Origin of the sequence: Ferrovum sp. PN-J185, assembly GCF_001581925.1 — a bacterium.
Taxonomy (GTDB): domain Bacteria; phylum Pseudomonadota; class Gammaproteobacteria; order Burkholderiales; family Ferrovaceae; genus PN-J185.
This window is the reverse complement of record NZ_LQZA01000001.1, coordinates 359,630-372,817: the sequence shown is the minus strand read 5'-3', so window position 1 is coordinate 372,817 and position 13,188 is coordinate 359,630. Positions and strand designations below refer to the sequence as shown.

12 protein-coding genes are annotated in these 13,188 nt (G+C 37.9%); 3 read left to right on the top strand and 9 right to left on the bottom strand.

Features of this window, described 5'->3' with window-relative positions; genetic code table 11:
* Window positions 1-10: 10 nt before the first annotated feature.
* From FV185_RS01830 to FV185_RS01805, 6 genes are all read right to left on the bottom strand, one after another.
* Complete coding sequence (locus FV185_RS01830; protein ID WP_197457712.1) at window positions 11-529, bottom strand: hypothetical protein; 519 nt, start codon at window positions 527-529, stop codon at window positions 11-13.
* Window positions 530-536: 7 nt separating this feature from the next.
* On the bottom strand, window positions 537-2,021 hold the full coding sequence (locus FV185_RS01825; RefSeq protein ID WP_067492998.1) for a sensor histidine kinase: 1,485 nt from the start codon (window positions 2,019-2,021) through the stop codon (window positions 537-539).
* A 3-nt stretch (window positions 2,022-2,024) separates the two neighbouring features.
* On the bottom strand, window positions 2,025-3,992 hold the full coding sequence (gene mdoH, locus FV185_RS01820) for a glucans biosynthesis glucosyltransferase MdoH (RefSeq protein WP_082786982.1): 1,968 nt from the start codon (window positions 3,990-3,992) through the stop codon (window positions 2,025-2,027).
* A 169-nt stretch (window positions 3,993-4,161) separates the two neighbouring features.
* Window positions 4,162-5,547: a sigma 54-interacting transcriptional regulator gene (locus FV185_RS01815; RefSeq protein ID WP_067492996.1), complete on the bottom strand. Its 1,386-nt coding sequence runs from the start codon at window positions 5,545-5,547 to the stop codon at window positions 4,162-4,164.
* A gap of 70 nt (window positions 5,548-5,617) precedes the next feature.
* Entirely contained in the window at window positions 5,618-6,745 is a 1,128-nt protein-coding gene (gene neuC, locus FV185_RS01810; protein ID WP_197457711.1) for a UDP-N-acetylglucosamine 2-epimerase, read from the bottom strand.
* A complete protein-coding gene (locus FV185_RS01805; RefSeq protein WP_082786980.1) occupies window positions 6,738-7,775 on the bottom strand; it encodes an N-acetylneuraminate synthase family protein in 1,038 nt (345 codons plus the stop codon). Before FV185_RS01805 ends, neuC begins: the two co-directional genes overlap by 8 nt.
* Before the next feature lie 294 nt (window positions 7,776-8,069).
* On the opposite strand from FV185_RS01805, the gene tviB reads away from it, so the two are divergent.
* A complete protein-coding gene (gene tviB, locus FV185_RS01800) occupies window positions 8,070-9,347 on the top strand; it encodes a Vi polysaccharide biosynthesis UDP-N-acetylglucosamine C-6 dehydrogenase TviB (RefSeq protein WP_067492995.1) in 1,278 nt (425 codons plus the stop codon).
* Between the two features lie 49 nt (window positions 9,348-9,396).
* On the opposite strand, the gene FV185_RS01795 is transcribed toward tviB, so the two are convergent.
* Complete coding sequence (locus FV185_RS01795; RefSeq protein WP_067492993.1) at window positions 9,397-10,185, bottom strand: hypothetical protein; 789 nt, start codon at window positions 10,183-10,185, stop codon at window positions 9,397-9,399.
* A gap of 59 nt (window positions 10,186-10,244) precedes the next feature.
* On the opposite strand from FV185_RS01795, the gene FV185_RS01790 reads away from it, so the two are divergent.
* The gene (locus FV185_RS01790; protein WP_067492991.1) at window positions 10,245-11,063 is read left to right on the top strand and encodes an alpha/beta hydrolase; all 819 of its coding nucleotides are present in this window, start codon (window positions 10,245-10,247) and stop codon (window positions 11,061-11,063) included.
* On the opposite strand, the gene FV185_RS01785 is transcribed toward FV185_RS01790, so the two are convergent.
* On the bottom strand, window positions 11,026-11,451 hold the full coding sequence (locus FV185_RS01785; protein WP_197457710.1) for an A24 family peptidase: 426 nt from the start codon (window positions 11,449-11,451) through the stop codon (window positions 11,026-11,028). The genes FV185_RS01790 and FV185_RS01785 overlap by 38 nt on opposite strands.
* A gap of 140 nt (window positions 11,452-11,591) precedes the next feature.
* On the opposite strand from FV185_RS01785, the gene FV185_RS01780 reads away from it, so the two are divergent.
* The gene (locus tag FV185_RS01780) at window positions 11,592-11,927 is read left to right on the top strand and encodes a hypothetical protein (RefSeq protein WP_067492987.1); all 336 of its coding nucleotides are present in this window, start codon (window positions 11,592-11,594) and stop codon (window positions 11,925-11,927) included.
* On the opposite strand, the gene folC is transcribed toward FV185_RS01780, so the two are convergent.
* Window positions 11,910-13,187: a bifunctional tetrahydrofolate synthase/dihydrofolate synthase gene (gene folC, locus FV185_RS01775; protein WP_067492985.1), complete on the bottom strand. Its 1,278-nt coding sequence runs from the start codon at window positions 13,185-13,187 to the stop codon at window positions 11,910-11,912. The two genes, FV185_RS01780 and folC, sit on opposite strands and share 18 nt — an antisense overlap.
* Window position 13,188: the final 1 nt, after the last annotated feature.

The following is a 13,188-nucleotide window of genomic DNA, read 5'->3' as shown; positions in this document are numbered from 1 at the left end:
TATCCAAATACTAGTGATTTTCTGAAGGTTTTGATAATAAATTACTTTCCAAGGCTTTTAATTCTTTGATTTTTTTTTGTAGAGCCGTAATTTTTAATTGAGCCTCTGATAATTGTTGCGTCACATCACGCATTTGACTATCTTGAATAATTTGATTTTTTGCTAAAGCCGTCTGCCATTCAACAATAGGCAATAAGTCTGTTTTTTGTGTGTCTGGCATGCTGGTTAATAATCGCAGTGCCTGAATATGTGATTGGGTATCTACATTAAGAAGTAATAACGCAATTAAGCGGACGCGATCTATACCGTTTAATGTGTCTGTACCACTTAACCATTGATTTACCATCTGCTGTTTGGTAATTGTGGATACTTTTAAATCTTGGTTAATCTGTAACCAAGTAGTTCCAATTAGGTTCTCTTCTTGCCGGTGTTTCAATCTTGTTTCACTTTGACTGTGTAACTGACTGGCTGTATCATTTTCTTGATGAATACTACACGCACTCAATGATACGATTGCGGCTATCAGCATACTATATTTAACAAGCTTCATAGGGAATCTCAATAGAAAAATGCGAACCTTGTTCGCCGGAAATTAACAATACCTGTCCGCCATGAGCAGACACCAATTCTTTCACAATAGACAAGCCGATTCCACTACCTTTACGAGAGCTAGTAGGTTGCCTTGAGCCTTGATAAAAGGGGTTGAAAATCTTGTCTCGATCCTCTGGTGCAACACCAGGCCCTTGATCCTCACAATCTATACGAACCATTGACTGGTTAAGTGATAAGGTTAGTTTAATCAAGCCATGTTCTGGACTAAAACGTACTGCATTAGATAATAAATTATTCACAATAATTTCTATTTTATCTGAATCTAATCGTGTTTTTAGTGATTGCCCAATCAAATCAATGGTAAGAGAACGAGATTGTAGTTGCAGCCGATAACGAGTAATTAATTCCTTCAATAACTGGTAAATATCTACACACTGTAAATCTAATCGACGCGTGTCTTCTGAAAAAGCATTGTACTGTAACAAACTTTCAATTTGTTGCTGAAGAGACAAAGCATTATCTCTTAAAATATGAATAATCTCTGTTTGTTGTGTATTCATCTGCCCCATCACCTGATCTTCTAGTAAAGCGATTCCCTCACGAAGATTAGCGAGTGGAGTCTTTAATTCATGAGAAATATGGCGCATAAATAATAATTTATCAGCTTCCAATTCATTTAAGCGTTGGCGTAAAGTATCAATTCGTTCACCTAATCGCCTCATATCGGCGGGACCACCTATAAATATAGGTTGGTCCTTGTCAGCAGTACCGAGTTGATCGATTGCTGTTTCCACTTCTCTTAATGATTGAGATAACCACATACCCAAAATAAGCGCTAACATAACGGCAAATAAGGAAGCAAATATTCCAAATGTAATTAAGGTATCTCGTTGACGTTTAAACGCAATCACTAGTGTTTCATTGTATTTTTTTAAATAATCGCGAGAGGAAGAGTCAATCTGTTGAATAAGATCACCTAGCTGACCGTACGTATTTAATATTTCCTGTTGTCGGTTTGGTGTCACTAGAGAGTCATTAATTAATGAATTAGAGGCAAACTGGGCTAGTTTTATCCACTGCTCCAAAAGAGGCTCTAAATCAATATCTGGTACAGCCTCTAATGCTTTCACTACCTCAATTCCATGGGTAAAGTTTTTCTTAATGTCCCCACGCATTGTAGGATCATTAAGTACCATGAATTGCCGTGACTTCCTCTCCAAAGAGACCGTTGTGTCTTGTAATTCATGAATCTGTTCTAAAACGAACAGCATTTTTTTGGGATATTCAACGTTTTGTTGTGAAAGGTTTTGTAGCGATACAAGAGTACGGATTAGAGCACCACCAAGTAATAAAATAATGCTCAAAAATGCGAGAAGCAACAATTGCCTAAATGATAAAGGAAAATGTTGCCCCCAAATAAAACTGTCAGTTTTTTTTATTTCACTGTTAAGCTGTTTTGAGTCTCTCATGCATTAGCGTAAATGGTAAGCGGTTGCGCCTGAACGAGCTTTTGGCTGTCGTAACCAACGTAAAAGTCTATTCAATTTTATATAGCGTCCACTATAGTACCATGCTTGTTGCATAACAGCCGGTGCGGTTGATTCCTCAGGAGTGATAAACACGTTTCTAACACGTAACCACAATCCCACATAACTACTACTGGTAATCACTGCAAAGGGCGTAGCTAATATTACTGGAATAAACACTGGTAATAGCCAAGGTAAATTTCCAGGAGCAACAACCAAGGTAATTAATGCTAATAAAGCCATTGGCCACATGTAGGGAATAAAGTACTTAAATGTATCGCGCCATTGTAATGATTTAGCTTCACGAAGAGGAGACTTCCACTCTAACCCAAGTCCAGTTAAAGCAGAAACAACATAATAGGTATGTGCCATCATTCTTAACGGAGCAACCATAGCAGAATACAGTGACTCAAATAACGTACTTTTAAGCAAAGCAAACACACCACCGTATTGAATACTTTCTCTCTTATAGAAAATCACCAATAAAGACATGATGCGCGGTGAAAACAACAAGACCAATGTCACGTACCACAGTTCAGTGTAATGTGATAACAGTAAATTATCCGTTAATCCACTACCAAAGAAATAATCCAGAGCATAAACGAGAGTACTTATTAAGATCAATAATAACCACAATGGAGAGGAAGCATAGGCCAATACCCCCGTTAGCAACATAAAGCGATGAACCATTGCAAACCCAGGCTCTGCTATAAGGCGGATATTTTTAATGTTACCCTGACACCAACGTCGATCACGTTGTAACTCTTCAGGTAAATTAGCTGGTTGCTGTTCGTAACTACCCTCAATATCAGTCACAAGCCACACGTCAAAACCCGCTCTTCTCATCATTGCAGCTTCAACAAAGTCATGAGACATGATGTGTCCACTCAATCCACCTGTACCTGGCAAATCAGCTAAAGCACAATGCTTCATAAATGGCTCGATACGAATGATGGCATTGTGCCCCCAATAATGTGACTCCCCAAGTTGCCAATACAGCATTCCTTTAGTAAAGAGCCGTCCAGAAACTCGAGCGGCAAATTGTTGAACGCGGGCATGTAAAGTATCTACACCACAGGGTTGAGGAACTGTTTGAATAATTCCTGAGCGTGGATTCTGATCCATTAATTTAGCTAACGTCACCAATGCGTCACCACTCATGACGCTATCAGCATCAAAGACCACCATATACTGGTAATTTTTACCCCAGCGACGACAAAAATCAGCCACATTGCCGGCTTTACGTCTGGTGCGACGTTGGCGAACACGATAGTAGAGATTAACCTGGCCTTGTAATTGATCACGCAGAGTAGACCACGCACTAAGCTCTTCTGCCAGAATAGCGGGATCAAACGAATCAGATAAAATGAAAACGTCAAATTGTTTAGCTTCAGGACATTGAGCCAATGACTCACAGGTAGCTCGTAATCCTGCAAAAACCGTGTCAACAGATTCATTACAGATAGGCATAATTACTGCTGTTTTGGTATTTACCGACAGGCTTTGGTGTGCCACTTGTCTCGCACTCAAGGCAAATCCATCTGCAAACAACTCAACTAAAAAACCCATAATTGCAGTAAAAAAACCTGCAGCAACCCAGGCAGTTAATAATAAAAACAAAGTTAATTGTAATAAGCGTAAAGGCAAAAAATCCCAATTACTTTGATTATCAATCCACAAATAAGCAACGGTTGCGGTCGTTAAAGTCACTAGCAACATGAGTACACGGCGTCGTTCTATGGCCATTTGCTGCCATGGGTAAGTGGCTTTAATGGTTTTTTGTTTGATGCCTTGCATTAGCAAAGAAAACCCCTGTCTAAAGCTTGACCAAGGCTTGGCTACCATTGAGCCGCGATTAATAGATGGCGCTAATTGCGCTGACTGAGAAATATGTGTATGTTCATTTGGATTCATGCCAACTACAAAGCAACATCCATGCCAACCAAATTTTAAAACCTAACACACTGTTTTTAAAAGGATTTATCAGCATCGTTAGTTTTCAAACTTTCAGGATACGTTGGTTTTGTCGCTAGTTAACGACAACCATATTTCTTTTTTGAAAAAGATTAATTAAAACAAGTAGTTAGGGTTGTCGCTCAATAGTGACAACGCCAGTTTGACCTTCCAATCTCTTAAATGTATCTGGAGTAAGCCCGTGTTTTTGTAAAAGGCGATAAAACTCCGTTCGGTTTCTCTCAGCTAATCGAGCTGCATCTGCCACGTTACCACCTGTGACTTTTAATAAACCAATTAAATAATCTCGTTCAAAACGCTCCCTAGCTTCTGCTAGACTGAGAATCTGTACCGATGGGACTTTAAGCGCTCGCTGAACTAACGTATGAGAAATCAGAGATCCTGTGGATAATGCTGATACCTGTTCAATTACGTTATAAAGCTGACGAATATTACCAGGCCAAGAATAAGTCGTTAGTGCTTCAATCGCATCAGGGGTAAAACCATTAATTGTTTTGTGGTATTTCACTGCTAAGCGATTTAGGAAATGGTTAGCTAAAAGTAAAATATCTTCACGTCTTTCTCTAAGCGGTGGAAGTGTTAGCTCAACAACATTTAATCGATAGTATAAATCTTCTCTAAACTGGTCTTCGCGAATAGCTGTTTCTAAATCCTGATGGGTTGAAGACAGAATACGTACATCAACATCAATACTCTGACTTGATCCTACCGGGCGAATTTTACGTTCTTGTAACACACGCAATAATTTTGCTTGCAGATTAACAGGCATATCACCTATTTCATCTAAAAATAAAGTTCCTCCTTGTGCTGCACGAAATAACCCTTCATTAGAATGGGTTGCGCCTGTAAAAGCACCTTTCACATGACCAAATAATTCAGACTCTAATAAATGCTCCGGGATAGCACTACAATTTAACGCTACAAATGAATGCTGTGCCCGGGGGCTGGCTCGGTGTATAGCTTGTGCTAATAGCTCTTTTCCAGTGCCGCTCTCGCCTCTAATTAACACACTGGCATCTGACTGAGCAACCATTTTGGCTTCATTAAGCAGTTCAGCAACTCGGTCAGAACGACTAATAATATGACTGCGCCACTCCTCTTCCATAGTACTGGGTTCTTCCGAAGACACATGATAAACAGATAAGGCTTCGGCTATCTTATCGAGCAACACTTTCCCTTCGAACGGTTTAGTTAAATAACCAAAGACGCCTCGCGTAGTAGCTTCAACCGCATCAGGAATGGTGCCATGTGCAGTAATTAGAATAACAGGGAGAATTGGATGGCGCTGCCTGATTTCATCAAATAAACGCAATCCATCAAGGCCTGGTAACTGTACATCACTTACCACAAGCTGTGGCCGCTCAATTGCAAGTTTAGCCAAAGCTTCTTCAGCAGTAGTGGCAGCAGAAACACGGTATCCCGCTGCTTCAAGACGCATGGTCAAAAGACGCAATAAGTCTGTATCATCATCAACAAGTAAAATATGGGCGTTCATAAGTGAAAGATACCATTTTTTGCTTATTTAGTAACACTTTTCAAATAACAGTGATTGAAGCTGTACCTAATTAACTTAATGAGTTAAGTACGCTCGCAATTCTCTCACCTGCATCAGCATTACCATAAAGTGTTGATTGAGGATAACATTGGATACTTAATTGTTGTAATATAGCAGCCGTAATTTCATATTCATCCCAAGCTACATCCAAAACATTATTAGCTCGTTCACGCCCGCTCTGACGTTCACCAACATTAACAACAGGAACACCCAAATAGGCACATTCTCTAATGCCAACACTTGAATTCCCGACGAGGCATGAACTTAATGTTAATAATTTCAAGAAAACATGTCCCTCAAGATTGTTAATGTAATAAAAACGGCTTTGTTCATATCCTTTTTTAAAAAACTCTAGAGCTTGCCACATCGAATCCGAGCCACTATCAACGTTTGGATTAAATACCAATACGTTGATATCAAGTTTGGTAAGTAGCGCTAATAATAAAAACATATTATTAAAGCTTTCTTCATGATGATTGGTTTCGGGATGAATCAATAAAACAATAAACGGTTCAGCCAAATTAAAAATGTGACTACCCAATTGAAGTTGTAAAGAATTAACCAAAACTTCTTGGGAAATCTGCTTGGCTTCTTCAGCAATATCAATTGATGGACACCCTGTTATAAATATATTTTCAGGCGATTCACCTAAAGAATGTACGCGTTGTGCAGCATACTCATTTGAAACAAGATGAAAATCAGATAATTTTGTGACTGTATGTCTTACTACCTCATCAATATTCCCACTCACTTCACCCCCTTGAATATGTACCAAGGGTATATTCATATAACTTGCTGCTACCGCTGTACCCAATGTTTCATAGCGATCGGCAATCGTAACAATATAATTTGGGGCTAGCTTTTTAAATGCTTGCGCAGAAAGACTAATAGTGTTGGCGGTAGTTAACGCCATATTAATAGACTCATCCCCTTCAACGTAAGTGTATAACTCATCATAAACGTGAAATCCATCACGTTGAATATAGTCGACAATACGTCCGTAACGACTCAATAAAGCGGATCCAGAACAGAGAATATGTAAATCTATATCTTTATTTTTACTTAAAATAGATAAAGCACTTCTAATGCGAGAATAACTAGGACGAGCAGTAATAGCAACACAAATGGTTTTATTCAAAATCTTCAACTCTTAAACAATGGTTTTCTGGGAGATCCTTCTTGGCTTTTCGTCCTAAAATTAAATTCTTTTGTTCATAGGTTAGTCCACCTCCTGGTTTTTTATAGCCAATATGTTTCTCAGTCAAAATCTCTCCTATTCGTAAAGATGTTTGAGTGTAAAGGCTTCTTGAAAAAATAATGCGTGTACAACTTAATTGATCAATTTGCGTGTCTTTATTTACTGGATTATTTCGCATAATATGCGCAAAATTAACTGCTCGTACCATTTCTTTGAATTGATCTGGAGTCAAAGAAGATTTAACATCTGGGCCGAACATAGAATGATGAAAAGTTAAATGAACTTCGATTATGCAAGCACCTAAGTAGGTGGCTAAAACAGCTGGGTAGACTTCTCCTGAATGGTCAGACAAACCTAACGGAAGAGTGGGAAGTAATGCGTGCATCTCTTCCATTACATTCAAACCGACCTCTTCTGCCTGCGTTGGGTAACGTGTTGTACAATGCAACAATGCTACACTGCGTTTTTGTACTTGAAGGCCCTTAACTAATCCAATCACCTCATGAGTTCGACTTAAACCGCTAGATAGGATTATGGGTTTATTTGATTGAGCGAGCCGTTGCATTAATTGTTGATTATGGATTTCACCTGAGGCTACTTTCCAGGCACTAATATTCATCTCTTCTAACCAATCACAGGCCTTTAAAGAAAAGGGTGAACATAAAAAAACCAAACCTAAATGTTCAGCATGATGTTTAAGTTTTTGCCATTCATCAAAGAGAAAGGCAGTTCGTTGCCAATAGTCAAAACGAGTTTTATCTTGATGGCTAAATGGCACTCTCCACGGTTCCCATGGTGTACTCTCTTCATGTGCCAAATGCATTTGAAACTTTACTGCTGAAGCACCACATGATTTGGCTAAATCAATATAAGCCATTGCCATACCAAGACTTCCTTCATGACCTAAGGCTATTTCAGCAATAATAAAAGGAGCGTTACTTGATGTGATGTGATATCGATCTATCTGCACTTACTACTCACTCCCCTAATAATTTTTGTCCGATAGGTAGAGTAACACTGACTCAGAACTATATTGGTTACACCAAGGTGACAAAATTGTAAAAAATAACAACTATTCAATTGTAAAAATTTGAAAAGATATGATTTTTTAAATATTAGGTCCGCACCAACATTAAGATACCAACCTATAAGTTCTCCTTATAAATTAGGTTGCAAAATATATTTCGACATAAATTAACAATTAAAAACATTTTATAGCGCATGCATGAGCACAATTGTCTCCGGAAGAAAAGGGAGATAAGTTATGCATCAATTACAAGAAATTAAAATTGCCATTATTGGGTTAGGATATGTGGGGTTACCTTTAGCTTTAGCCTTTGGAAAACAGCGCTATGTTATTGGCTTTGATATTAAAGAGAAAAGAATTAAACAACTTATTGCAGGAATCGATGACCAACATGAAATAGATCAATCTGAGTTTAAAACAGCACGTTTTTTAACGTTTACACATAATGAAGAACAGTTGAACAATGCTAACTGTTACATTATTACAGTACCCACGCCTATTAAACATAATAATCAACCCGATTTAACTCCATTAATTCAAGCATCAACGTTAGTAGCTCGCCATTTAAAGAAAGATGACATCATCATTTATGAGTCAACCGTATACCCAGGTGCAACAGAAGAAGAATGTGTTCCTATCTTAGAAAAAGTATCAGGATTACGCTTTAACGAAGACTTTTATTGTGGCTATAGTCCAGAAAGAATCAATCCGGGTGATAAAAATAGACGAGTTGAAAATATAAAAAAAATTACTTCAGGCTCAACACCAGATAGCGCACAGTTAATAGACCGTCTATATCAAGAAATTATCGTTGCAGGAACGTACTTGGCGGAAAATATAAAAATTGCTGAAGCTGCAAAAATTATTGAAAACACACAACGTGATATCAATATTGCGTTTATGAATGAAATGACTGTATTTTTCAATCAACTTGGAATAGATACAGAATCCGTCTTAAAAGCTGCAGAAAGCAAATGGAACTTTCATAGTTATCGCCCAGGGCTTGTGGGTGGCCACTGTATTGGGATTGATCCTTATTATCTGTCTTACAAGTCACAAATGATTGGTCTTTACCCTGAGATGGTTAATAGTGCACGACGCATTAATGAGAATATGCCTCGACATGTAGCCAATCAAATGATTAAAACAATGATTCAAAAGAAAATAAATATTGCTCATGCAACTATTTTAATTCTTGGTTTTACTTTCAAAGAAAATTGTAGCGATATTCGTAACACGCAAGTGATTAAATTAAGCAAGCTATTGCAAGCTTACGATTGTCACGTTGATATTTTTGACCCTCACGCCAATTCAGAGGAGGTGAAAGAGGAATACAATCTGGCACTAATTGATGAACCAAAACAATATTATTATGATGGAATTATAATTGCAGTTGGTCACCAATCATTTCAGCGTTTTACATTTGAACAATACAAGAGTTGGACTAAACCCAATCATGTCATTTATGACTTAAAACATATTTTAGCTTTAGACCAAGTTGACACACGCTTATAAAAAAAGGAGCAAAGTTAAACTGCTCCCCTTTTAATCACTTTAAGTTATACTAATTGTGTAAACGTGCTAATGCGTTATCTCTTATTGCTTTGACTTTTAAAAAGGCGCTATTGGTTTTTGCCACTGTTGTATCACCAGAATAAAACTGAGCCAGTATTTCATCAGTAGCATTCATATAATCACTTACAATATTAGCTTGTGCCACAGTGTTAATTTGCTTTTCAAGCTGTTTAAAGCAAGCATAGTGCTCCTTAGCAAAAGCTTTTACTAAGGGTTTTTGCTCATCTGTAATTTTGTTATGGTTTGACAGTAAATCAAGTTTATTATCACTTTGTTCATTGGCAACCAATAGTTTACCAATTACTTTTTCTCGTACCGTAGGCGCTGACTGTAGCTCATCACATTGTTTAACTCCTTGCATTAAGTCTGATACCTGTGCCGTTACGACAGGGGCTGTAGCTAAAGGTACTGTTGAAGCTGATGTAGCATTATGCTGGGTTGTCTGCACAACATTATTTTGCGTTGCTTGCTGTTGCACTGATGACATTGCTTTGGCTACATCTTTTTTATATTGACTTGAATACTTGTACATATTCACATCACGATTGGCATTGGCTTGCTTTAATAAACATTGATTAAATTCAGGTGATCCTTCTTTGAGAGAATAGCTTCTACATTGCTCTTTCAAAAAAGACAAGTAAAAAGGATCTAACTCGCTAAGGTTAATGGGTGGAGCGGGTATGACAGGTGCACTATTCATTGCACAAGCACTTAATAAACCAACTAGTATTATCAAACCACATTGCTGAAAAAGATTTTTTTTGTGACTACTGTACATATAAAACCTCTAACCAATAAAATAAATGCTAGCTTATCACTTTTAATATAGGAATAGTCATGGATAACGATAATCTTTCTTGGCAACATTGGAGTGAGAGGGAGGCAAATAATGCCTATGACAATGGCGCTGCTGTATTGAATGTAAATGAAATTACTCAGCAGTGGCGTGTTAAAAGTGATCTCTTTGCAGCAATCCATCCTCAACAAGAAAAGATAATTTTTGGCCAACATGACAGGCAGCAAGTACAACTCTTTTTTCCCAAACAACATACATCACGAATCGTTATTTTTATTCACGGCGGCTATTGGCAAAATCGTGCTAAGGAAGACTTTTATTTTTTAAGCGACGGATTCATTCAACAAGGAATATCTATTGCACATCTTGGCTATCCCCTAGCTCCAGAATTCTCTTTAAAAAATATTATTGATAGTATTAACTTAGGACTTTCTGCATTACATCAACACTACATGAATCAATTCGATCATTGGACTATTTGTGGTTGGTCGGCGGGAGCCCATCTTGCATTAATGAGTCATGACTACACATGGATTAATAAACGTTTATTAATCAGTGGTATTTACGATCTAACACCATTACAAAAAACCCGTTATTACCGTGCTTTAAAAATAAACGGTGATGAAATTAATCTACTTTCTCCTATACAATCAAAGACTCATTCTTCTATTGATACTGAACTATGGGTGGGAACAGCAGAACTTGCTGAATTAATAAGGCAAACTAAGGACTATGCAAAGGTAGCTGGATTAACTCAGTCACTTACTCTTTGTGAAGGTGATAACCATTTCACTATTTTAGACCGACTAACTAAAACAACTCTTAAACATAACCATTTAAATAAGAAATGGATTGGTTAATCATCACTCCTATCGTAATAGCAAGAGCATAAGGGACTGTTTGGTGCGCTGATTTTAGACGATAATAAGCGCTCACTAGTCCCCCTGCAGCCAAAACATAAACAACCAGTTTAAGGAATAATAATGCTCCCACAAAGGAAGCCACCATGATCATTAATTTTATATCCCCTGCTCCACACCAACCACGTTGATATAATGGAAAACCTAATAACAATGCCAAACCCATTGCCTGTAAGGTTGACTCAATAGTCATCACACCATTCAATCTGGCAATAAAAAATGCTATCCCACAGCCCATTAAAATTAACCAATTAGGAATTCTGCGTTGGCTAAGGTCGAACACAGACGCTATAACAAGCAAACTCAACAGACTTAAGTTATTACACATATTAAAAAAGTTCTTCTTATCATTTACAGTATGTTTAACCATTATTACTTATAAAAAAATCACGAAATTTATAAAAAAGAATGATTATTTAGTCTTAACTTACTATAAAATGTAACAATATATTACAAGAGGTATGTGCAATGAAGTCACTGTTTCGTTTTTATACTCTAGCTAAAGAACTTGAGTCTCAAGCTCCTTACCAAGATATTGATTCTGTAGGAAAAGAAATCTTATATATGATTGGCAATGCACGGCAGCATAATCAAATGATTAGTGTGAGTGATATTTTACGTCAACAGGATTTAGCCTCACCGGCAACACTGCACGCACGATTAAAACATCTCAGAGAGGCTGGCTTTATTGAGATTCTCCCGGGCGAAGATAACCGATTTAAATTTCTAAAACCCTCACAAATTACTCTTGATTACTTTAATCAACTCACAAAATATCTCAAAAAATCAGCCCAAATTAACTAAATAATCAGTCACAAGACCCACTGTCACAAAGGATCCTGTCACGACGATACGATCTAGAGCTTCTGATGTATTTAATGCATCAGTCATGGCTTCTTGAAAGGAGTCATGTGTCTTTACTTTACCACCCACTTGCTCGATAAAATGAGCAAGCTCGCTGGCATTTGCTCCCCTTAGATCAGGAACCGGGGCCACATGCCATTCATCTGTTACAGGGTGTAATTGCTCAACCACACCTCTGATATCTTTATCCCGTAACATACCAAAAACCAATTTAGTACGACCATAGCATGGTTGTTCAATAAGGTTTTTCTTTAACTGCTGTGCACCATGAGGATTATGTGCTACATCGAGAATAATAGTGCAGTGATGAGTTAATTGTTGATAGCGACCGGCAATAAACACATTTTTCAAACCATATTCAATATGCTGTGTAGTAATGTGAATGCGATCAGATAAACTCAATAGCGCACAAATCGCTGCCGCAGCGTTATGTAACTGAAAGCCTCCTTTGAGCGCCGGGTAAGGAAGAGAGTCAATGCACCTATCGCAACCCACAAATACTAACGACTCTCCTGCATTAGTTAGAGAAAAATCTTTTCCCCATAATTTTAACGGTGCATTAATTTGCTTGGCATAATTAATAATACTCTGCGGTGGATCAGGATCAGCACAGATTGCAGGTGTCTGTGGCCTAAAAATTCCTGCCTTCTCTCGACCTATGTCTTCGCGGTTATCACCTAAATATTCAATATGATCAATCCCTATACTGGTCACAATAGATACCGTGGGGTCAAAAATATTTACTGCATCCAGCCTTCCGCCAAGTCCCACTTCTAGAATCATCACATCAACCTGTTGCTCGATAAACAAAGAGACTGCTGCTAACACTCCAAATTCAAAGGGCGTCAAACTAACCTCTTGTCGAGCTTCTTCAATTTTCTGAAATTGTTGACACAACTCTTCATCACTAACAAGACGATCATTGATGGCTATTCGTTCGTTGTAACGAACTAAGTGAGGAGACGTATAAATACCCGTTTTATAACCGGCAACAGATAAAATAGAATTTAAAAACGCACAGGTAGATCCTTTACCGTTCGTACCGGCAACAGTGATAATTGGACAAGTTGGGTGAAGTGACATGCTGCGTGCCACTTCCCTAACCCGATCAAGACCAAGCTCTATGACCTGTTGATGTAATGACTGCTGATAATTCAACCACTGCTGTAGCGTAAAAGTGTGAGTAGAAGAACGCTGCACA